The 20,621-nt window shown below is 74.4% G+C and carries 23 protein-coding genes; 12 read left to right on the top strand and 11 right to left on the bottom strand.

Annotated features, from left to right (window positions below; translation table 11 throughout):
- The first annotated feature begins 778 nt into the window (after window positions 1-778).
- Complete coding sequence (locus FHX31_RS15620; protein WP_184976650.1) at window positions 779-1,369, top strand: hypothetical protein; 591 nt, start codon at window positions 779-781, stop codon at window positions 1,367-1,369.
- 80 nt (window positions 1,370-1,449) lie between these two features.
- Here the strand turns inward: FHX31_RS15620 and FHX31_RS15625 are convergent, their stop codons facing one another.
- Both FHX31_RS15625 and FHX31_RS15630 read right to left on the bottom strand, forming a co-directional pair.
- Window positions 1,450-2,286 carry an undecaprenyl-diphosphate phosphatase gene (locus tag FHX31_RS15625; RefSeq protein WP_013286073.1) on the bottom strand — a complete coding sequence of 279 codons (837 nt, stop codon included), beginning with the start codon at window positions 2,284-2,286 and terminating at the stop codon, window positions 1,450-1,452.
- Window positions 2,283-3,335, bottom strand: a complete 1,053-nt coding sequence (locus FHX31_RS15630) for an LLM class F420-dependent oxidoreductase (RefSeq protein WP_013286072.1) — start codon at window positions 3,333-3,335, stop codon at window positions 2,283-2,285. The genes FHX31_RS15625 and FHX31_RS15630 overlap by 4 nt, the downstream gene beginning before the upstream one ends.
- Window positions 3,336-3,499: 164 nt before the next feature.
- Between FHX31_RS15630 and FHX31_RS15635 the strand changes: the two genes are divergently transcribed.
- Window positions 3,500-4,468 (top strand): aldo/keto reductase, encoded by a 969-nt coding sequence (locus tag FHX31_RS15635; RefSeq protein ID WP_013476978.1) that lies wholly within the window; start codon window positions 3,500-3,502, stop codon window positions 4,466-4,468.
- Between the two features lie 70 nt (window positions 4,469-4,538).
- The gene (locus FHX31_RS15640) at window positions 4,539-4,730 is read left to right on the top strand and encodes a DUF5703 family protein (RefSeq protein WP_030274256.1); all 192 of its coding nucleotides are present in this window, start codon (window positions 4,539-4,541) and stop codon (window positions 4,728-4,730) included.
- A gap of 57 nt (window positions 4,731-4,787) precedes the next feature.
- On the opposite strand, the gene FHX31_RS15645 is transcribed toward FHX31_RS15640, so the two are convergent.
- Both FHX31_RS15645 and FHX31_RS15650 read right to left on the bottom strand, forming a co-directional pair.
- A complete protein-coding gene (locus tag FHX31_RS15645; protein ID WP_013286069.1) occupies window positions 4,788-5,441 on the bottom strand; it encodes a hypothetical protein in 654 nt (217 codons plus the stop codon).
- 61 nt (window positions 5,442-5,502) lie between these two features.
- Window positions 5,503-6,831, bottom strand: coding sequence for a M20/M25/M40 family metallo-hydrolase (locus tag FHX31_RS15650; protein WP_047893391.1), 1,329 nt, complete (start codon window positions 6,829-6,831; stop codon window positions 5,503-5,505).
- Between the two features lie 127 nt (window positions 6,832-6,958).
- Between FHX31_RS15650 and FHX31_RS15655 the strand changes: the two genes are divergently transcribed.
- From FHX31_RS15655 to FHX31_RS15665, 3 genes are read left to right on the top strand one after another with little or no spacing between them, the layout of a single operon-like run.
- Entirely contained in the window at window positions 6,959-7,576 is a 618-nt protein-coding gene (locus FHX31_RS15655; RefSeq protein WP_013476979.1) for a hemerythrin domain-containing protein, read from the top strand.
- Window positions 7,577-7,623: 47 nt separating this feature from the next.
- The gene (locus FHX31_RS15660; protein WP_013286066.1) at window positions 7,624-8,610 is read left to right on the top strand and encodes a LysR family transcriptional regulator; all 987 of its coding nucleotides are present in this window, start codon (window positions 7,624-7,626) and stop codon (window positions 8,608-8,610) included.
- A gap of 20 nt (window positions 8,611-8,630) precedes the next feature.
- Window positions 8,631-8,867, top strand: a complete 237-nt coding sequence (locus tag FHX31_RS15665) for a hypothetical protein (protein WP_013476980.1) — start codon at window positions 8,631-8,633, stop codon at window positions 8,865-8,867.
- A gap of 47 nt (window positions 8,868-8,914) precedes the next feature.
- Here FHX31_RS15665 and FHX31_RS15670 read toward each other — a convergent pair whose 3' ends face one another.
- The 3 genes from FHX31_RS15670 to FHX31_RS15680 form a co-directional block, all read right to left on the bottom strand.
- The gene (locus FHX31_RS15670) at window positions 8,915-9,265 is read right to left on the bottom strand and encodes a DUF3140 domain-containing protein (protein WP_013286064.1); all 351 of its coding nucleotides are present in this window, start codon (window positions 9,263-9,265) and stop codon (window positions 8,915-8,917) included.
- Window positions 9,265-9,435 carry a hypothetical protein gene (locus FHX31_RS15675; RefSeq protein WP_013286063.1) on the bottom strand — a complete coding sequence of 57 codons (171 nt, stop codon included), beginning with the start codon at window positions 9,433-9,435 and terminating at the stop codon, window positions 9,265-9,267. Before FHX31_RS15675 ends, FHX31_RS15670 begins: the two co-directional genes overlap by 1 nt.
- 62 nt (window positions 9,436-9,497) lie before the next feature.
- Entirely contained in the window at window positions 9,498-12,047 is a 2,550-nt protein-coding gene (locus FHX31_RS15680; RefSeq protein ID WP_184976651.1) for an ATP-dependent Clp protease ATP-binding subunit, read from the bottom strand.
- A gap of 111 nt (window positions 12,048-12,158) precedes the next feature.
- Here FHX31_RS15680 and FHX31_RS15685 point away from each other — a divergent pair, with 111 nt between their 5' ends.
- From FHX31_RS15685 to FHX31_RS15705, 5 genes are all read left to right on the top strand, one after another.
- Complete coding sequence (locus tag FHX31_RS15685) at window positions 12,159-12,536, top strand: hypothetical protein (protein WP_184976652.1); 378 nt, start codon at window positions 12,159-12,161, stop codon at window positions 12,534-12,536.
- A 176-nt stretch (window positions 12,537-12,712) separates the two neighbouring features.
- Window positions 12,713-12,973 (top strand): hypothetical protein, encoded by a 261-nt coding sequence (locus FHX31_RS15690; protein ID WP_013286060.1) that lies wholly within the window; start codon window positions 12,713-12,715, stop codon window positions 12,971-12,973.
- Between the two features lie 8 nt (window positions 12,974-12,981).
- Window positions 12,982-13,860, top strand: coding sequence for a hypothetical protein (locus FHX31_RS15695; protein ID WP_047893395.1), 879 nt, complete (start codon window positions 12,982-12,984; stop codon window positions 13,858-13,860).
- The gene (locus FHX31_RS15700; protein WP_114920279.1) at window positions 13,853-16,525 is read left to right on the top strand and encodes an FtsK/SpoIIIE domain-containing protein; all 2,673 of its coding nucleotides are present in this window, start codon (window positions 13,853-13,855) and stop codon (window positions 16,523-16,525) included. The genes FHX31_RS15695 and FHX31_RS15700 overlap by 8 nt, the downstream gene beginning before the upstream one ends.
- Window positions 16,522-17,193 (top strand): hypothetical protein, encoded by a 672-nt coding sequence (locus FHX31_RS15705; protein WP_184976653.1) that lies wholly within the window; start codon window positions 16,522-16,524, stop codon window positions 17,191-17,193. The genes FHX31_RS15700 and FHX31_RS15705 overlap by 4 nt, the downstream gene beginning before the upstream one ends.
- Before the next feature lie 69 nt (window positions 17,194-17,262).
- On the opposite strand, the gene FHX31_RS15710 is transcribed toward FHX31_RS15705, so the two are convergent.
- Both FHX31_RS15710 and FHX31_RS15715 read right to left on the bottom strand, forming a co-directional pair.
- Window positions 17,263-18,540: a JmjC domain-containing protein gene (locus FHX31_RS15710; protein WP_184976654.1), complete on the bottom strand. Its 1,278-nt coding sequence runs from the start codon at window positions 18,538-18,540 to the stop codon at window positions 17,263-17,265.
- Between the two features lie 3 nt (window positions 18,541-18,543).
- Window positions 18,544-18,846 (bottom strand): hypothetical protein, encoded by a 303-nt coding sequence (locus FHX31_RS15715; protein WP_120570117.1) that lies wholly within the window; start codon window positions 18,844-18,846, stop codon window positions 18,544-18,546.
- 185 nt (window positions 18,847-19,031) lie between these two features.
- On the opposite strand from FHX31_RS15715, the gene FHX31_RS15720 reads away from it, so the two are divergent.
- A complete protein-coding gene (locus tag FHX31_RS15720) occupies window positions 19,032-19,775 on the top strand; it encodes a PIG-L deacetylase family protein (RefSeq protein WP_184976655.1) in 744 nt (247 codons plus the stop codon).
- A 184-nt stretch (window positions 19,776-19,959) separates the two neighbouring features.
- Here the strand turns inward: FHX31_RS15720 and FHX31_RS15725 are convergent, their stop codons facing one another.
- Window positions 19,960-20,388 carry a DUF2267 domain-containing protein gene (locus FHX31_RS15725; protein WP_120573804.1) on the bottom strand — a complete coding sequence of 143 codons (429 nt, stop codon included), beginning with the start codon at window positions 20,386-20,388 and terminating at the stop codon, window positions 19,960-19,962.
- Between the two features lie 5 nt (window positions 20,389-20,393).
- A complete protein-coding gene (locus tag FHX31_RS15730) occupies window positions 20,394-20,576 on the bottom strand; it encodes a hypothetical protein (RefSeq protein ID WP_013476990.1) in 183 nt (60 codons plus the stop codon).
- Window positions 20,577-20,621 lie beyond the last annotated feature (45 nt).

Genomic DNA, 20,621 nt, shown 5'->3' on the forward strand with positions numbered 1-20,621 from the left:
CGGCCCGCCTCCGCCCCCTCCGCCCCCCTTTCGGCGTCGATCATGAGGTTGGCCTGGACAAATCGGACGGCAATCCCGGCCAACTTCATGATCGACCGACGGAAGGCGTCCCGTGGGCGACGCCCGGGCCTCGCCGGGATCAGGTGCGTGGCGGCGGAGATCTTGGAAGGTTTGCGCCCCTCTGGGGGCCTTCTCGTACCAAGATCTCCCCGTCGATCGTGGGCGGATGCCGGGTGCCCCGCTCCGGCCGGGCTCGCGCCACTAGCTCCACCCTCGCGGACCCACCCACAGGGCCGATCATGAGGTTGGCGGAGACAAACCGGACAGACGATGCCGCTAAGTTCATGATCGACGCGGCGGGACGCGGGCGGGCCCGACGCGGGGCGGGCGACATGGGCGGGCGGGCGACATAGGCGGGCGGGACGCGGGCGGGCGCGACGTCGGTGGCGGGGGGACATGGCGGGCTCGGATGGATGGGGGCGGTGTCCGGGCTGCGTCGGGTGTCGGGTTTCGGGGTGGTGGGGGACACCCGGCTGGCGGAATCGTGGGCGGGGCCGGGGCGTTATACCTGGTGAACGACCGCAGCAGCACCCCCGCAGCACACGAACGCGGGTGCAGGCCCCCGGAATGATCCCGGGGCGGCGGTCGTTGCACATGCCTCCGGCGCCCCGGACCACGGGCAGCGAGCCGGATCCCCCCAAGAACCTTTCTTGAGCGCCTGACGGTGCCCACGCACCCCACCCCCGGGTGTGCGTCGACCCCCGAATGGAGCCCCCTCATGAACACGATCCTGCGTAAGAGCATCCTCGGTATCGCCGGTCTGACCGTCGCCGGTGGCCTCGCCGCCGGCCCCCTCAACCACGACACCACCACCCCCACCGCCCGGGACGCCGCGGTCACCACCACTCAGGCCGCCGCGAAGCTCGACACCGCCACACTCATCCCGCACGGCGTGCAGGGCACCCAGTCCCACATCGACCTGAACGACGAGCAGACCGCCAACGTCAAGGCCATCATCGCCGCCACCAAGAAGGCCGGCATGGACGAGCGCGCCGCCGTCGTCTCCATCGCCACGGCGCTGCAGGAGTCGAAGCTGGAGAACCTCGGCCACCTCGGCGACCGCAACGACCACGACTCGCAGGGCCTGTTCCAGCAGCGCCCCTCCAGTGGTTGGGGCACGGTCGAGCAGATCACCGACCCGGAGTACTCCACGACGGCGTTCCTGAAGGGTCTGAAGCAGGTCGACGGCTGGCAGGACATGCCCCTGACCAAGGCCGCCCAGACCGTCCAGGTCTCCGCCTACCCCGACCACTACGCCCAGTGGGAGCAGCAGGCCGCCGACCTCGTCGCCCAGCACTGGAACAGCTAAGACCAACAAGCAAGACCAAGCTGAAGGCCGGCACCCCGAACCAACGGGGTGCCGGCCTTTCCGCGTGCCAGGAGACAGCGTCAGGTCGCGCTGATCGTGCCGGTCGCCAGCAGGCAGATCACCAGGCTGCCCAGCGCCACCCGGTACAGCACGAAGACGTACAGCGTGTGGTGTGCGACGTAGCGCAGCAGCCACGCGATGGCCGCGTAGCCGACGGCGAACGCGATGAGCGTCGCGATCACCATCTGCGCCACGCTCGGCGCGGCGGTGCCCGGCGCGGACGGCTCGAAGACGTCCGGGAGGCTGAACACGCCGGAGATCACCACGGCCGGGATCGCCAGCAGGAACGAGTAGCGGGCCGCGGTCTCCCGGGTGAGGTTGAGCAGCAGGCCCGCGGTCAGGGTGCCGCCCGAGCGGGAGACGCCGGGGACCAGCGCCGCGGCCTGGGCGAAGCCCATGATGACGCCGTCGCGCATCCGGAAGTTCTCCAGCGTACGGGTCTGCCGGCCCCAGTACTCGGCGAAGGCCAGCAGCATCGCACCGATGATCAGCGTGCAGGAGATCAGCCAGAGGTTCCGGCCGGCGGTGCGGATCTGGTCCTTGAAGATCAGCCCGAAGATGCCGATCGGGATGGTGCCGACGATGACGTACCAGCCCATCCGGTAGTCGAGGCTCGACCGCACCGAACGGTCGACCAGGCCGACGAACCAGGTCCGGACGATCCGCCAGATGTCCTTGGCGAAGTAGATCAGGACGGCGGCCTCGGTGCCGAGCTGGGTCACCGCGGTGAACGACGCGCCCGCGTCCCGGCCGAAGAACAGGGCCGAGGTGATCCGCAGGTGCCCCGACGAGGACACCGGAAGGAACTCGGTCAGTCCCTGGACCAGGCCCAGGACGATGGCCTCGATCCAGGTCACTCGCCGACTCCGGACAGCTCCAGCGCCTCGGCGACGGTACGCAGGGTCTGCACCCCGCTGTCCCGGTCGGCCACGAACAGCGACACCGACAGCGTGGTCACGCCGGCGGCGGCGTACTCCCGCATCCGCTCGGCGATGCGCTCCTTCGGGCCGAGCAGCGAGGTGCGGTCGATGAACTCCATCGGTACGGCGGCGGCCGCGTCGCGCTGCCGCTTGGCCAGGTAGAGGTCCTGGACCTCGCGGGCGGCGTCGCCGTAGCCCATCCGGGTGGCGAGCTGGTTGTAGAAGTTCTGCTTGCGGCTGCCCATGCCGCCCACGTACAGCGCGGCGTACCAGCGCACCAGCTCGGCGCAGGTGGCGATGTCGTCGCCGACCACGACCGGCACGGACGGCACCACGTCGAAGCCGGCCAGTTCCTTGCCCGCCGCCGCGCGCCCGGCGCGCACCGAGGCGAGGTGCTCCTCGGCGAACTCCGGTGAGTAGAAGACGGCCAGCCAGCCGTCGGCGATCTCGCCGGCCAGTTCCAGGTTCTTCGGGCCGACTGCGGCCAGGTAGATCGGGATGTGGTCGCGCGGCGGGTGGAAGCCCAGCCGCAGCGCCTTGCCGGGGCCGTCGGGCAGCGGCAGCGTGTAGTGCTCGCCGTCGTACGCGACCTCCTTGCGGGCCACCGCCAGCTTGACGATGTCGACGTACTCCCGGGTGCGGGCCAGCGGCTTGGCGAACCGCACGCCGTGCCAGCCCTCGGAGACCTGCGGGCCGGACACGCCCAGGCCGAGCCGGAACCGGCCGCCGGAGAGCGTGTCGATGGTCGCGGCGGTCATCGCGGTCATGGCGGGGGTACGGGCCGGGATCTGCATGACCGCGGAGCCCACGTCGATGCGCTCCGTCTGACCGGCGATCCAGGCCAGCATGCTCGGCGAGTCCGAGCCGTACGCCTCCGCGGCCCAGACCACCGAGTAGCCGAGCCGGTCCGCCTCCTGGGCCAGCGCCAGGTGGTCGAAGGGCGTGCTCCACGCCGTCTGGTATCCGAGGTTGAGCCCGAGTCGCACTGATCCTCCCACCGTCCGCACCACAGGTCGCATCAGGTTACGCAATGAGCGTGGCGCCCTCGACGTCCGGCTCGCCCCGAACATGTCACACCGGGTGGAGCTCGCGCGGGAAGTTGACTGCGGCGAGGATATCCGTGACGCCGGGTTCGAAATAAGGTTCACGCATGCAACAGCGACCGCTCGGCCGAAGCGGGCTGGCGGTATCGCGGCTCGCGCTCGGCACCATGACCTGGGGACGGGACACCGACGCCGACGACGCGGCCGCCCAGCTGAAGAGCTACCTCGACGCGGGCGGCAACCTCCTCGACACCGCCGACGTGTACGCCGACGGCGACGCCGAGTCGGTGATCGGCTCGCTGCTGGGCAGCCTGGTGGACCGCGACGAGCTGCTGATCGCCACCAAGGCGGGCCTGCGGCCGGGCAGCCGCCGCCGGGACGGATCGCGCGGTCACCTGCTGCGTACGCTGGACGCCTCGCTGCGCCGGCTGGGCACCGATCACGTCGACCTGTGGCAGGTGCACGGGTACGACCCGGACACCCCGCTGGAGGAGACGCTCTCCGCCCTGGACCACGCGGTGTCCAGCGGGAAGGCCCGCTACGTGGGTGTGTCGAACTTCTCCGGCTGGCAGACCGCGCGGGCCGCCGCCTGGCAGGCCGCCTGGCCGGGGCGCGCCCCGGTGGTCGCCGCGCAGGTGGAGTACTCGCTGCTGGAGCGCGGCGTGGAGCGGGAGGTGCTGCCCGCCTGCGCGGGGATGGGGCTGGGTGTGCTGCCCTGGTCGCCCCTGGGCCGGGGTGTGCTCACCGGCAAGTACCGCAACGGCCGCCCGGCCGACTCGCGGGCGGTGTCGCCGCACTTCGAGCGTTTCGTCGCGACGTACCTGGAGCCGCGCTGCTCCAGCATCGTGGAGGCGGTCGCCATCGCGGCCGGCGGGCTGGGCGTGTCGCCGCTGGAGGTGGCACTGGCCTGGGTGCGGGACCGGCCCGGTGTGACCGCGCCGATCCTCGGTGCCCGCACCGTCGGGCAGCTGCTCGGCGCGTTGCAGGTGGAGCGGATGACGCTGCCGGAGGAGATCGTCACGGCGCTGGACGACGTGTCGGCCGTACCGGTGGGCTACCCGGAGCGCGACGGCTGAGCCGGGTGAGGGCGATCCGGGTCACCCGCAGGGGGTGGCGGAGGGCCCGCGACCTGGGCAGCATAGGGGCATGGACTACGAATACGCGCCGCTGCGGTTGCCCTCGAACGTCGATCGGCTGACCGCCGCGGCGCAGCTGGCGATCCAGGCCGAGTTCTCCGGCTGGGAGCTGGCCCGGGTGCGGCTCTACCGGGACGGCACGCGGCAGGTGGTGCTGCGGCGCCGCCTGGTCAACCAGTCGCAGCCGGGCCTGTCGTACTGACGAGGGGCCCGTCCCCGGGGCCGCGCGACGCGGCGCCGCCCCGGGGACGCGCACGGCCTAGTGCGCGTGGTCGTGCTCCTCGTCGAGCTCCATGAACGGGTGCTCGTCGAGCCGGCCGACCAGCCGGTCGTCGGCGGCCGGCTGGAACGGGCCGACCGGGTCGTCGTCGTCGAACGACTCCAGGTCGACGGGGGTGCCGACCTCGCTGACCATCACCACACCGTCCAGCGGCTCCAGCTCCGGCACGTCGAGCGCGGACAGCGAGCCGTCGCCGCTCTGCAGCAGCTCCAGCACCGCCTCGCCGACGCCCTCGACCGGCGCCGGCTCGTCCTCCTCCGGGGTGCCCTCCCGGCGGGCCGCCTCGGCCGCCCGCAGCAGCGCGGCGACACTCGGCACCCGGTAGTCGCGCCGCTGCCGCACCGAGATGACACGCGGGTGCGGGTCGGTGGGCTCGCCGCCCTCGACGGCGCCGAAGCGCTCGTCGGCCTCGTCCGGGTCGATCGACTCCACGTCCCAGGGCGTCACCTCGCCGAACGCGTCGAGCAGCTGCTCGTCGTAGGCGAACGAGGCGTTGTTCAACGCGACGTACGCCTGCCAGACGGCGTCGTCGTCGATCCGGCCCTGGGCGGCCCGGACGGCGGCCAGGTGGGCGCGGGCGGCGTCGATCACCCGCTCGAGGGCGGCGTCCAGCTCACCGTGCTGGTCGGTCATGTGTGGCAGTCCCTTCGCGATGGGGGGAGGTTCCGCGCCGGCGGCGCCGCGGCGGGCGCGGTCAGCAGGTACGGAGGAAGCGGTCCAGAACCCGCACGCCGAACTGTAGTCCGTCCAGCGGAACCCGCTCGTCGATGCCGTGGAACAGGCCGGAGAAATTGAGGTCGGCGGGCAGCCGCAGCGGCGCGAAACCGAAGCAGCGGATGCCGAGCTGGGAGAACGCCTTGGCGTCGGTGCCGCCGGAGAGCATGTACGGCACCGGGTGGGCGCCCGGGTCCTCGGCGCGCAGCGCCTCCGACATCCGCGCCACCAGGTCACCGTCGAACGTGGTCTCCAGGGCCGGCTGGCGCTGGACGTACTCGATGGCGATGTCCGGCCCGACCAGCTCGCGCAGCTGCCGCTCCAGTTCCTCGCTCTGCCCGGGCAGGCTGCGGCAGTCGATGGTGGCGGTGGCCCGGCCGGGGATGACGTTGTCCTTGTAGCCGGCGGCCAGCCGGGTCGGGTTGGCGGTGTTGCGGACGGTCGCGCCGATGATGTTGGCGATCGGGCCGAGCTTGGCGATCGCGGTCTCCGGGTCGTCCGGGTCGATCTCGATGCCGAGCACGTCGGACACCTCGGCCAGGAACGCCCGTACGGTGTCGGTCATCACGACCGGGAAGCGGTGCCGGCCGATCCGGGCGACCGCCTCGGCGAGCGCGGTGACGGCGTTGTCGTCGTGCACCATCGAGCCGTGGCCGGGCCGGCCCTTGGCGTGCAGGCGCAGCCAGTCGATGCCCTTCTCGGCGGTCTCGATCAGGTAGAGGCGGCGCTGCTCGTCGACGGAGTAGGAGAAGCCGCCGACCTCGCCGATCGCCTCGGTGCAGCCGTCGAACAGGTCCCGGTGGCGCCGGGTGAGGAAGTGCGCGCCGTAGTCGCTGCCGGCTTCCTCGTCGGCGGTGAACGCGAGCACGACGTCGCGCCGGGGGCGGACGCCGGTGCGCTGCCAGTCGCGGACCACGGCGAGCACCATCGCGTCGAAGTCCTTCATGTCGATCGCGCCGCGGCCCCACAGGTAGCCGTCGCGGATCTCGCCGGAGAAGGGGTGCACCGACCACTCGTCCGGGTCGGCGGGCACCACGTCGAGGTGGCCGTGCACCAGCAGCGCGTCGCGGCCGGGCTCGGTGCCGGGGATCCGGGCGACCAGGTTGGCCCGGCCGGGCGCGGATTCGTGGATCTCGGCGTCGACGCCGACCTCGGCGAGCTTCTCCGCCACGTACTCGGCGGCGCGCCGCTCCCCCGCGCTGGTGTCGTTGTCGCCGGTGTTGGTGGTGTCGATGCGCAGCAGGTCGCGGCAGAGGTCCACGACCTCGTCGGTGGCGTCGGGTCGGGCGGGGGCGGCGTCGCTCGTCATCGCTTCCTTATACCAGCAGGTGAGGTGGTCGCGGGCCGCCGGTGTCGGGCGGCGGTTTCGCGGATCGTCCGGCCGGGTACCGCCGGACCGCCCGGACATCGACTCCGGCCGTCACGAGGAGGGCACCATGACCGTCCCCCTGCCGCCGCTGCCGCCCGCCGCCGACGACACGTACCGGCCGGGTGGGCGCAGCGTCGCCGAACTCGTGGACACCGAGCACCGGGTGCTGCTGGGGCTGGCCGACCGGGTCACCGACCCGACGCTGGACGCGGCCGGCCGGCGCGAGGTGCTCGACGTCCTGACCGCTGCGGTGTCCCGGCACCTGTCCGCCGAGGAGCAGTACCTGTTCCCGGCGGCCCGCGCCGCCGTGCCGGACGCCGCGGAGCTGGTCGAGCGGGAGATCGAGGCGGACGCCGGGCTGCTGACCGCGCTCAAGGAGCTGTCCGGCGCGGACGACCCGGCGGTCGCCGACGTGGCCGAGCGGGTACGCCGGCACGTCAGCCGCGTCGCGGCGCTGGTCACGCCGCTGCGGGAGGTGGCCAGCGACGCCGAGCTGATCCGGCTGGGCAACCGGTGGGAGATCGCGGAGGAGGCGGCGCCGACCCGTCCGCACCCCGGCACGCCCGCCACGCCGCCCTGGAACAAGATCGTCGAACCGGCGGTCGGGGTGCTGGACAAGGTGCGCGACGCGGTCACCGGACGGCGCACGCGGCTGAGCGACCTGGAACATCGCCGCGAGGGGTGAGCCGATCGCCCCTTCCGTGTATCGGTTCGTGGTCCTACCGTCACGGTATGGATCTGGAGCTGCGACACCTGCGTGTGGTCTGCGCGATCGCGGAGACGGGGAGCGTCACCAAGGCCGCTTCGGCGCTCGGCCTGGCCCAGCCGGCGCTGACCGCCCAGCTTCAGCGGATCGAAAGGGCGCTGGGCGGGCCGTTGTTCGAACGGGACCGCCGCGGCGCCCGCCCGACCGCGCTGGGTGAGCTGGTGCTGGACCGGGCGCGGGTGCTGCTGCCGGCGATGAAGGGCCTGCGGGACGAGGCGGCCCGGATGGCCGGTGCGGGCGATCCGCTGCGCCGGTACCGCTTCGGCGGCGTGAACAGCCCGATCCTGGGCCGGCTGGTGCACCGGCTCGCCGCCGAGCGTCCGGACGCGCAGATCACCACGTACGGCTCGTGGTCGGTGGACGAGCTCGCGCAGATGGTGGCCGGTGGCCGGCTCGACTTCGCGCTGACCGGCGTGTGCGGCGACTCGACGCCGTCGGCCGGGTTCGGGCTGAGCTGGCGGGAGGTGGCGGTCGAGCCGATCTGCGTGCTGCTGCCGCAGACCCACCCGCTGGCCGGCCGCGCCGACGTCGACCTGGTCGACCTGCGGCGCGAGCGGTGGGTGGCCGCGCCGGGCGACGGCTGCTTCGGCGACTGCTTCGCCGCCGCCTGCGCCCGCTCCGGCTTCACCCCGAAGAAGGTGTACGAGGCGGACGTGCGGGCCGCGCTGGACCTGGTGGACGCGGGCGAGGCGGTGGCGTTGTGCCAGGCCACGTTCCGTCCGGTGGCCGGGCTGGTCACCCGCAGGCTCGCCGGCACGCCGCTGCGCTGGCGGCTGCTGCTGGGCTGGCATCCGGACGTGCCGGCCGCGGCGGTGGCCGAGCCGGTGCTGGCGGCGGCGGTCGCCGCGTACACGGACGCGCTGGCGAACCATCCGGAATACCTGGGCTGGCTGCTGGCGCACCCGGAGTTCGGCGTGCAGCCCAACGGCTCGGGCGGGGTGCGAATCGCCTGAACCCGGGTATCACCGGCGACATGACTGATCTGTATCCGGCTGCCGACCAGCGGGAGCTGCTGCGCCAGGCGGCCACCGCGCACACCACCGCCTCCGCCGAGGTGGAGGCGTTCCTGCGCCGGTTGCCGGAGGTGCCGGGGCCGGCCGACGTGACCGAGTACGCCAACCTGCTCAGCCGCGAGGAACGCGCCCGGGCCGACCGGCAGGCCGCGGCGGACGCGGCCGGGCTGCGGCTGCCCAGCCTGGAGTCGGAGTAGCGCGCGGCGCCCGGGCGGGTGGTCCGCCCGGGCGCCGCCGCACCGGCTCAGCGTTCGACGAGTACGTCGTGACCGAGGTCGAGCAGGGCGTGGCGCCACTCGTCGTCGGCGTTGCCCCGGCGTGGCCGCTGCGCGGTCAGCTCCCGGATCCGGCTGATCGCCTCCCGCATCACCTCGATGTCCTCCGGCGTGAGGTCCACCTTGCGCTTGCGCAGCACGGCGAGGATCTGCCGGCCCGGCTCGGGCAGGTCCAGGTCCGGGCCCGGACCGAACGCCTCCTCTCCCGAGCCGCGGGTCAGCAGCCACTGCCGCAGCGTCTCGGAGGACACGTTCACCTCGGCGTGGAAGTCGTCCCAGATCACCTCGACCTCGGGGTCGAGTCGCGCCTCGCGTACCATCACGCCTCCTCTCCCGGCGGCGGCCCGGGTGCCGGCTCGCCCTCGTTCGGTGTGTGCTGCTTCAGACCCTCCGGCGGCACCCGGACCCGGGACGGGTTCGCCGTCGGGGCCGCCTCGATCGGTTCACCGGCCCCGGTGTCGTCGTCGGGGACTTCTTCGGGTTCGGTCATGTCCGCCCTCCGGTCCTTCGGTGACGGCCCGTCCCGGCCCGGCCGGGACGGGCCCCGGCCGGTCATCGGGGATGGGACGTGGTGGCCGGCGTGTAGCCCCGCTCACCGGCGGCGACGTCGAAGACGAGCTGGTCGTCGCGGGTGTCGACGGTGACCTTCTGCCCCGGTGAGACCTCGTTCTCCAGCAGCATCCGGGACAGCCGGTTGTCGACCTCGCGCTGGATCACCCGGCGCAGCGGGCGGGCGCCGAACTCCGGCTGGTAGCCGTGCTCGGCGAGCCAGTCGACGCCCGCCGCACTGAAGTCGACCTGGATGTCCTGGGCGTGCATGCGGCGGCGGGTCTCCTCCAGCAGCAGCCCGGTGATCTGGCGGAGCTGCTCGGCCTCCAGCCGCTGGAAGATGATCACCTCGTCGATGCGGTTGAGGAACTCCGGGCGGAAGTTCTCCTGGAGCCGGCGCATCAGCCGCTCCCGCAGCTCGTCGCTCTCCTGCTCGCCGGGCCCGCCGGTGGCGAAGCCGACGGTGCGCTGGGTGCCGGTGATCAGCTCCGAGCCGAGGTTGCTGGTCATGATCAGGACGGTGTTCTTGAAGTTCACGGTGCGGCCCTGGCTGTCGGTGAGCCGGCCGTCGTCGAGCACCTGGAGCAGGATGTTGAACACGTCCGGGTGCGCCTTCTCGATCTCGTCGAGCAGCACCACCGCGTACGGGCGGCGGCGGACCGCCTCGGTGAGCTGACCGGCCTCCTCGTAGCCGACGTACCCGGGCGGGGCGCCGACCAGCCGGCTGACCGTGTGCCGTTCCTGGAACTCGCTCATGTCCACCCGGACCATCCGGTCCGCCTCGCCGAACAGCGCCTCGGCGAGCGCGCGGGCCAGCTCGGTCTTGCCGACGCCGGTCGGGCCGAGGAACAGGAAGCTGCCCATCGGCCGGTCCGGGTCGGCCAGCCCGGTGCGGGAGCGGCGTACCGCCTCGGCGACGGCGCTGACCGCGTCGTCCTGGCCGATGATCTTCTCGTGCAGGTGCCCCTCCAGGCGCAGCAGCCGGTCGCGTTCCTCCTCGGTGAGCTGGGTGACCGGGATGCCGGTGGCCCGGGAGACCACCTCGGCGATCTCCGTCGGCCCCACCTCGGGCACGTGGCTGGGGCCCTCGTCGCCGCGGGCGCGGCGGACCTGGTCCTCCAGTTCGGCGAGCCGGTCGCGCAGCGCGGAGGCCCGCTCGTACTGCTCGTCGGAGACCGCCTGCTCCTTGTCCCGGCGCGTCTCGTCGAGCTGCTGCTCCAGTTCGCGCACGTCCTCGGCGGGGGTACGGGTGCGCAGCCGCACCCGGGCGCCGGCCTGGTCGATCAGGTCGATCGCCTTGTCCGGCAGGAACCGGTCGGTGACGTACCGGTCGGACAGCTCAGCGGCGGCGACCAGTGCCTCGTCGGTGAACCGGACCTGGTGGTGCGCCTCGTACCTGTCGCGCAGGCCGCGCAGGATCGCGATGGTGTCGTCGACGGTCGGCTCGGGCACCAGCACCGGCTGGAACCGGCGGGCCAGCGCGGCGTCCTTCTCGATGCTGCGCCGGTACTCGTCGAGCGTGGTCGCGCCGATCACCCGCAGCTCGCCGCGCGCCAGGGCCGGCTTGAGCATGTTCGAGGCGTCCATCCCGCCCTCGCTGCCGGCGCCGCCCGCGCCGACCAGCGTGTGGATCTCGTCCAGGAAGATGATCAGCTCCTCGCGGTGGGCGCGGATCTCGTCGATCACCTTCTTCAGGCGCTCCTCGAAGTCACCCCGGTAGCGGGTGCCGGCGACCAGGCCGGCCAGGTCGAGCTGGATCACCCGCTTGCCGATCAGCGTCTGCGGCACGTCGCCGTCGCAGATCCGCTCGGCGAGGCCCTCCACGATCGCGGTCTTGCCGACACCGGCCTCGCCGATCAGCACCGGGTTGTTCTTGGTCCGCCGGGACAGGATCTCCACCGCCTGCTCGATCTCGTCGGCCCGGCCGATCACCGGGTCGATCTGGTCCATCCGGGCCAGATCGGTGAGGTCCTGTCCGTACTGGTCGAGCGTCGGGGTGCCCCGGTCCGGGCGCGGGGCGTTCATCGCTCCCCGTTCGGCGCTGGCCGCCTGCAACGACTCCGGCTGGATCCGGCCGGCGGCGAGCATCCGGCCGGCCGGCGACTCGGGGTTCAGCGGCAGCGCCATCAGGATGTGCTCGGGACCGATGTAGTTGGCGCCCATCGCGCGGGACAGCTGGTGGGCGTCGAGCAGCGCCCGCTTCGCGGCCGGGGTCAGCGACAGGTTCGGCGGCACCTCTCCGTGCGGCGCGCCGTCACCGCGCCCACCCAGCGCGCCCAGCAGCGCGTCCGGGTCGGCGCCGGCCCGGCGTACGAGGTCGCGCAGCGGCTCGCGTTGCAACGCCGCCCAGAGCAGGTGGTCGGTGTCCAGGTCGTTGCTGTGCTTCTGCGCGGCACGGCGGGCCGCGTCGGCGAGCATCTCCCGGGCGTCCGCGGTCATCAGGCGCGTGATGTCCACCCGGTGCGCCGGCCGGCGTCCCCCCTCGCCCCGGCCGAAGTATCGGGCCAGGAACTCGTCCCAGGGGTCGTTGCCGAAGTCACCCGGTCCCGTCATCTCGTCCTCCGCAGTCAGTCGGCACGACCGGCAGCCGGCACGCGCGGCACGGTCGGCGGTGGCTACCCGGCGGTCGGCGCGACAAACGCGGCCGGATGGCAGTCTGGGGGCATGGAGAGCAGACCGCTGCTGATCGTGGACGGCGCGAACGTGGTGGGCTCGCGCCCGGACGGCTGGTGGCGGGACCGGGCCGGCGCGGCGGTCCGGCTGCGCGACGCGCTGGTGTCCGTCGCGGAGACGGGCGTGCCACCGGAGCTGCCGCCGCCGGTGCAGGTGGTGCTGGTGGTGGAGGGCGCGGCCCGGCACGTGGCGCCCGCGCCCGGCGTGGAGGTCGTCTCCGCGCCCGGCTCCGGCGACGACACGATCGTCGAGCTGGTCGCCGCCGCGCCGGATCGGCGGCGGGTGGTGGTCACCGCCGACCGGGAGCTGCGCGAGCGGGTGACCGCGCTGGGCGCGGAGGTACGCGGCCCGCGCTGGCTGCGCCCTTAGCCCGGCCGGTCCCGCGAGCGGGACCACGGCGTCCGCCGGCGGGACCGCCGGCCGGGGTCTTCGCGCACGTCAACGCGGGAACCGGACACGAGGGCCGCAACCACGCGAGGGTGGATGTTCGTCCACCCGTTCCGATGGGTTGTAATGGAGATCTCTTCCGCCCCCAGGAGGTCCCCGTGGCGAGCGTCGCCGAGCTGAAGGCCGCCATCGATGTCGCTCTCCAGCAGATCGGTGACGGCCAGACAGCGGTGCAGGCGGCCGGCGAGAAGCTGGCCGAGGCGCAGCAGACGCTGGCCGGCGCGCTGGAGGGCAGCGGCCACGAGACGGTCGAGGCGGCCCAGGCCTCGCTGACACAGGCGGGCCAGGAGCTGGAGGAGTGTCTGGCCGCGACACTGGTCGCGGTCGAGCAGGCACAGCTCTACGTCGCGACGCTCTGAGGCCGGCCGTGTCCATCGTCGAGGACATCGGCGCGCAGGTGCGCGCCGCCGCCGAGGAACTGCCGCTGGCGCAGCTCGCCGCCGCGCTGGAGAAGCTCGGCCAGGCGCAGGAGCGGCTGCGCTGGGTGCGCCAGGAGTCGTCCGACCCGATGGGGGTACCGGAGCTGTCCTCGGCCACCGAGCACGCCGAGACCGCCGGCTACGCGCTGCGCGTGGCGCAGGAGCAGCTCACCGCGTACCTGGCCGCGATCGGGCTGGCGCCGGACGGGGCGCGGCCGGCGCCGCCGGGCGAGCGGCCGCCGAAGCACGACACGCCGCGCGGCGAGGAGCCGCCCGCGGCCGGCCCGGCCGCCGAGCCGGGTGAGCAGCCGGCGGTACGGCGCTGGTGGGCGGTGCGGGTGGCGGAGCTGACCGGCGGCCGGGAGGGCGCGCCGGACGAGCCGGACGAACGCGTCGAGGACTCCCACGAGCTGCTGCGCCGGGTGGTCGCCGGGATCCGCTCCGGTGACCGGGACCGGCTGCACCGCGAGCTGCGCCGGGCGCACGCCGACGTGGGGCTGGGGCTGGCCGCGATCACCCCGCCGCTGCTGCGCGAGCTGGCCGGTGAGCTGCTCGGCCATCCGCCCCGTGCGGACGACCTGCCCCGGCTGCGCGGCGCGCTGGACTCCCGGGTCCGCGACCTGCTGCCCGGGCTGCCGCGGCCGGTGCTGGACACGCTGCTGACCCGCGTGTGCCGGATGCCCCCGCCACGCCGCGACGACGACGCGGAGCAGCCGCACGCGGCCGACCCGGCGGTCACCGCGGGTGTGCTCACCGGGGTGCTGCTCGACCGGCTCGGCCGGGACCTGCCCAAGGACACCGACGATCGGGAGCCGTCCCGTGGCTGACGTCCGCGCTCAACTGGTGACGCGGGTCCGGGGGATGCTCTCCGAGGCCCTGGGCGCCACCCGTACCCGGCTCACCGCCGCCGAGGCCGAGCTGGCCGCGAGCCGGGAGCGGCTGGCGCGTACCCGCCGGGCCGCCGCGGCCGTGCCCGCCCGGGTGGGCGCCGCCCGCGACCGGCGCCTGGCCGAGATCGACGCCCGGCACACGGCCCGCCTCGCCGAGCTGGCCCGGCGGGCCGCCGCCGCGGCACAGCGGGAGGCGCCGGGCGCGGCGTCCGCGCCCTGGGACCGCTGGCAGGCCACGTCCGCCGGCCGGTCCGAGCCGCCCGGCGCGTTGCGGGTCGGCACGGTACGCCTCGACGGCGCCGAACCGGTGCCGGCGCTGGTCCCGCTCCTGGACGCCGGGCACGCGCACCTGGCCGGCGGCGACCGGGACGGGCTCGCCGCCGTGGTCCCCGCGCTGCTGCTGCGCTCGGTCGGGCGGGCCGACCCGGGCGCGGTGCGGCTGTACGGGTACGACCCGGAGCACCTGGGCGGCGGTCTGGCCGGATTCGCGCCGCTGGGCACGGCCGGGCTGCTCACGTTCGTCGGGCCGGGCGGGCTGGGCCGCCTGCTGGACGACCTGGTGGAGCAGATCCGCCGGATCAACGCCACGGTGCTCGCCGGTGAGTACGGCTCGCTGCGCGAACTGGCCGCCGCCACCGGACGCCGGCCGGAGCCGTGGCGGGTGGCGGTGCTGCTCGGCGGCGACGAGCTGTCCCGGCACGAGCGCGGCCAGCTCGACCGGGTGGTGCGTACCGGTGCGGCCTGCGGCGTGCACCTGGTGGTCCGCGGCATCGAGCTGCCCGACGACCCGACCGTCACCCGGATCACGGTGGAGCCGGACGACGCCCGGGTGGCCGGACTGCCGGTGGTGCTCGACGCGCCGCCGCCGCCCGCCCTGGTCACCGAGACCTGCCGCACCGTCGCCTCCCGGGTGGCCGCCGGCCCGCCGCCGACGCCGTTCACCGACCTGCTCCCGCCGCCGGACGAGTACTGGCGGGAGGACTCGGCGCACGGGCTCAGCGCCCCGATCGGCGAGGGCCCGCACGGGCGGCAGGTGCTGCTCACGCTCGGCGACTACCCGCCGCACGCGCTGATCGGCGGCCCGTCGGGCACCGGCAAGACGAACCTGATCTTCGCCTGGATCGGCGCGCTCGCCGCCCGCTACTCCCCCGCCGAGCTGGAGTTCTATCTGCTCGACTTCAAGGAGGGCGTGTCCTTCGCCCGGTTCGCGCAGGGCCGGCGCGACCCGAGCTGGCTGCCGCACATGCGGCTGGTCGGCATCAACGTCAACACCGACCGGGAGTTCGGTCTGGCGCTGCTGCGCTTCCTCGCCGAGGAGCTGCGCCGGCGCGCCGACGCCGCGAAGAAGCACGAGGTCACCAAGCTGGCCGAGCTGCGCGCGGTGGACCCGGACGGGCACTGGCCACGCATCGTGGCGGTGGTCGACGAGTTCCAGGCGCTGCTCGCCGGCCGGGACGTGGTCGCCCGGGAGGCCGCCGACCTGCTGGAGGACCTGGCCCGGCGGGGCCGGTCGCAGGGCATCCACCTGGTGCTGGCCTCGCAGGACGTGCGCGGCATCGAGGCGCTGTGGGGGCGGCCCGCGCTGGTCGCCCAGTTCACGCTGCGGATCGCGCTGCCGAAGGCGCTGCGCATCCTGGCCGAGCGCAACGACGCGGCGCAGTCGCTGCCCCGCCACCACGCGGTGATCAACGCCGAGTCGGGCCTGGCCGAGGGGAACGAGGTGGCCCGGATCCCGTCGGCGAGCGACTGGGAGACGTGGAGCGAGCTGCAGCACCGGCTGTGGCGGATGCGCCCGCAGGACGCCGCGCCGGCCCGGCTGTTCGACGGCGACGCGATCCCGAAGCTGGCCGACGCGCCGGACTTCCGCGCGCTGACCGCGCCGGAGCAGGGCGTGCCGCGCAGCCCGGTGGCGCTGCTCGGCGAGATCATCGACGTGCAGTCCCGCTCGGCGGCGCTGCGGCTGCCCCGCGCTCCCGGCCGCAACCTGGCGGTGCTCGGCACCCGGGTGGACGAGGCGTGCGCGGTGCTCGACGCCGCCGCCCGGTCGCTGGCTCGGCAGTACCGGCCCGGCACCGCCCGGTTCTCCATCGCCTGTCTGGACCCGGACGCCGACCCGGCCGCCCGCGCCCTGTACGAGGATCTGGAAGGCGACGCCTCCTGGTACGACGAGGAGACGGTGCCGGAGCTGATGGCCGAGGTGGGCGACGGACTCGGCGCGCCGGGTGCGGCGCGTACCCCGCACTTCCTGCTGCTGTACGCGGTGGACGCGGCGGCCGCGGCGCTCGCCGGCAAGGCCGGGACGCGCACCGGGCTGGAGCAGTTGCGCCGGATCCTGCACGACGGGCCGGAGCGGCGTACGCACGTGCTGGCGTGGTGGCGCGGCGTGGCCCGGATGCGCGTCGACCTGGGCGGCGCGGGCGCGCGCACCGACCAGATCGGCGCCTGGGTGGCGCTGGACGTGCAGGGCGGTGAGCTGGGCTCCTCGCTGTATCCGGGCAGCGGCGGGCCGGACTGGTATCCCCGGCCGTGGCGCGGTCTCTACTTCGACCGCGCGGTGCACCGCACCGGACAGGTGATCATCCCTTATGGTCCGTCCCGATGAACGAACCGGTTGCCAGTGAGACGTACAACGCGCAGATCCGCCGGCTCGCCGAGCTGACCTCCCGGGTGTCCGCCCAGCGGGCCGAGGCGCACACCTGGTACGCCCAGCAGGTGGCCGCCGCGGACCGGGCGGTCGCCGAGGCCGCCGAGCAGGTGCGGCAGGCCGAGGCGGAGGTGGCCGAGGCGTCCCGGATGGTGGAGCGCGTCGACGGCGAGGTCACTCACCTGTGGACGCAGTTGCGGGCCCGGCTCGGTGTGGGCGCCCGGCGGCTCGGTGACCCGCCCGGCCCGGTACGCGGCGCCGCCGGTGACCCGGTGCCGCTGCTGCGGGCGGTCCGGGAGCTGCTGGACCGCACCGGGGCGCCGGGCGAGCTGCCCGGCTCGGTGAACCCGCTGCTGGTCGCGTGCGGGATCGGCGGGGCGCTGGTGGCGTACGCGCTGGGGGTGGCTGCGCGGGCGCTGGCCGCCGGTGCCAGCGGCGACCTGGCGGTGGGCCTGCCGGTGCTGGCGCTGGTGGTGACGCTGCTCGGCCCGGTGATCGGGCTGGCGCCGGCCCGGCTGCTGGCCGACCGCCGCCACGCGGTGCTGACCCCGCGCCCGATGATCGTGGTGGCCGTATCCGGCCTGGTGACGACGCTGCTCCTGCTCACCGTGACATACGCCCGCTGACCGCCGGCGATCATGGAGCGGCGGCGCGACACGCCGTCGCGCCGCCGGTCGACCTCATGATCGCGCCCGTCAGGCGGGGGTCAGGACGGCCTCCTTGAGCAGGCGGCGGGTCAGTGTCAGGCGGTCGGCGTCGTCGTCCAGGCCGGGGAGGTCGCCGACCCTTGTGACCTCGCCGGTGAGCAGCGCGCGCAGCGCCGCCTCGCACGTGCCGGGGAGCGTGAGCGTCCGGTCCGGCACGCGCAGCGTGACCCGTCCGTCGGCGGCCGGGGTGAGCTGCCAGCGCAGCCCGCCACGCACCGCGACCTGGCTGTCCGCTGTCAGCCGGGCCAGTGCCTGCGCCTGGGCCAGCGGCCGGATCGGCGCCGGGCGGGCGGCCGGCCAGACCCGGGCACGCAGCCGGCCGGCCACCGCCGCCGGGTCGGCCCGCAGCAGCCAGTCGCGCAGCGCCTCGACGGTCTCGGTCAGCTCCGGCTCGATCGCGTCCGGGTCGGCCAGGTCGAGACCGAACGGCAGGCTCGCGCGCAGCCGCGCGTCCTCGGCGGCGAGGGCGAGCAGCTCCTCGACCACCGCGTACCGGGTCAGCGCCCGGATGCCCACTGTCAGGTGCAGCGAGCTGGACTCCTGGGCCTGGGCACTGTGCAGCCAGCCGCGCGGCAGGTAGAGCGCGTCGCCCGGTTCGAGCACCACGTCCAGTTCGGGGCGGCCCTCGGCGGTCGCGGACACCTCGTCGGCCCGGCCGCCCCAGGGCTGGCGCTCCAGCGGGTCGGCCAGCACCGGCGGGTGGATCCGCCAGTGCTTGCGCCCGTCCACCTGGAGCACGAACACGTCGTGCGTGTCGTAGTGGGTGGCGAAGCCCTGACTGCCGGCCGGGGTCAGGTAGGCGTTCACCTGCAACGGCTGGGCCAGCGCGGTGCCCAGGTCGCGGGCGAAGTCGACGATCGCCGGCCAGGTGCGGTGCAGGCCCTGCAGCACCAGCGTCGCGCCGTCGGCGTACAGCGCCAGCACCTTCTCGTCGAGGACCTGGTCGCCGATCTCGGCGCCCGCGCCACCGCCGCCGGTGAACCGCGCCGCCGGCACGAGCTGGCCGTCCTTGGCCACCCGCAGGAACGGGGTACGCAGACCGCGGCGGCTGAGCAGCTCGTCGGCGTCGGCAGGGCTGAGCAGGTCGGTGAAGCCGTCCGGGTTGGGCAGTTCGGCGGCGCGGGACAGCAGCGGGCTGCGCCCCCAGTGGTCGGCGGCGAACTTGGCCGGCTCCACCGCCACGCACCGGGCCAGCGCCTCGGTCGCGGAGAACGGAACCGCCGGGCGGCCGTGGCCACCCGGCGGGTCGACGTGCGTGGTGCTCATGTGTCAGGCGCTGCCGTCGGCGCCGCCGTCGCGCTGGCCGGGGGTCGCGCCGCCGTCGGCCGGACCCTCCGCGCTGCCGTCCGCGCCACCGTCGTGCTGACCCGGGGTCGCACCGCCGTCAGCAGGACCCTCCGCGCTGCCGTCCGCGCCACCGTCGTGCTGACCCGGGGTCGCACCGCCGTCAGCGGGGCCCTCCGCGCTGCCGTCCGCGCCACCGTCGTGCTGACCCGGGGTCGCACCGCCGTCGGCCGGGCCCTCCAGGCCGCTGCCGCCGCTGCTCTGGATGTCGTCGTCGTTCAATGCCATGGGTGCTCCCTCGGTGTGCCGCCCCGCGTGGTGCCGGGGTCCGTGTGCAGCGGGTGGTACCCCACGCCCGATCTTCTCTAACCACACCGTAGACGCCCGGACGCCGCCGTACGGGCGGTTCGCGGGGCAAGCGGCCGGGACGGGTGGATGCCAGGATGGCGGGAGGACGACGCGAGGAGACGCACGTGACGCAGCCGGAGCCGCTCACCCCACTGACCGAGGACTGGCAGCGGGCGCTCGCAGTGGTGGCACACCCCGACGACCTGGAGTTCGGCGCCGCCGCCGCGGTGGCCCGCTGGACCGGGCAGGGCAAGGAGGTCGTCTACTGCCTGCTCACCAGCGGCGAGGCGGGCATCGACGGGATGTCGCCGGAGCGCGCCCGGGTGGTGCGCGAGGAGGAGCAGCGCGCCTCCGCCGCCGTGGTCGGGGTGTCGGCCGTCGAGTTCCTCGGCCTGCCCGACGGGCTGCTGGAGTACGGCGTGCCGCTGCGCCGGGCGATCGCCGCCGTGGTGCGCCGGCACCGGCCGGACGTGGTGCTGACGAACAACTTCCGGGAGACCTGGGACGGTGCGTACGCGCTGAACCAGGCCGACCACATCGCCTGCGGCCGGGCCACGCTGGACGCGGTCCGCGACGCCGGCAACCGGTGGATCTTCCCGGAGCAGCTCACCGACGGCATCCAGCCGTGGTCGCGGGTGCGCGAGGTGTGGGCGGCCGGGTCGCCGGCAGCCCGGCACGGGGTGGACGTGAGCGACACGTTCGAGCGGGGCGTGGCGTCGCTGCGGGCGCACGGGGCGTACCTGAGCGGGCTCGGCGACGGCAGCTTCGACGCCGAGGAGTTCCTGGAGGGCATGGCCCGGCCGGCCGGGCGCCGGCTCGGCGCGCGGTTCGGCGCCACGTTCGAGGTCTTCCAGATCAACCTTCACTAGGGCGCGGCAACGTTCCTGGTCGGCACGTCGGGCTGGCAGTACCGGGACTGGCGGGAGCGTACGCCCGGCGACGTCTGCGTGGCGGTGAAGATGAGCCGCTGACGCACGTCGAGCGGCTGCGCGACCCGGCCGAGCCGGCGGCCCGCCCCGCCGAGGGGGCGGGACGGGCCGGTCCGGTGCCGGATCAGGGAATCATCTGACGCAGGTCACCCGGCATGGTGGCCTTCACGTCCTCCCACTCGCCCTGGGTGACGTGCCGCCGCAGCGTGTCCAGCACGACCTGCACCACCCGCTGCGCGCCGCCCTCGGCGTCGTACGGGAAGCCCTGGCGCACCTCGTACAGGAAGTCGTCGCGGTTGAGCTTGATCGGCACGTTCTCCGGCTGCCAGCCGTCGAAGTAGATCCCGCGCACCAGCACCGGCAACTGCTGGGCGAACTCGGTGCTCTCCTGCACCGGCAGCCGGTCCCGCAGCAGGTGCAGCACGGTACGCAGCGCGGCGTAGGACTGGTTGCGCCGTTCCTTCGGCCAGCCGTACGCGGACTCGATCTCCTTGAGGATCACGTTCGTCTTGTCCAGCGAGGACTCGAACGCGGACAACAGCTGTTCGGCCATCGGGCTCACCCCCGTGCTTCGGTCTCCCAGCGTCGGTCGTCGGCGCGGCGCGGCGGACCGCTGGGGCCCCGCCACAGCCGGGTCGGGCTGAACCGGCCGGGCCGTTCGCCCCGCCGTGCCGCCTCGGAGCTGCCGACCACGTGCAGTACGCCACCGCGGCGTCGGTCCGCCACCACCCGTACCGTCATGACCCACCTCCTCGTCGCGGCGCCCGAGCCGGCGCCCACGGTCCA

The organism is Micromonospora sp. CNZ286 (assembly GCF_014207755.1).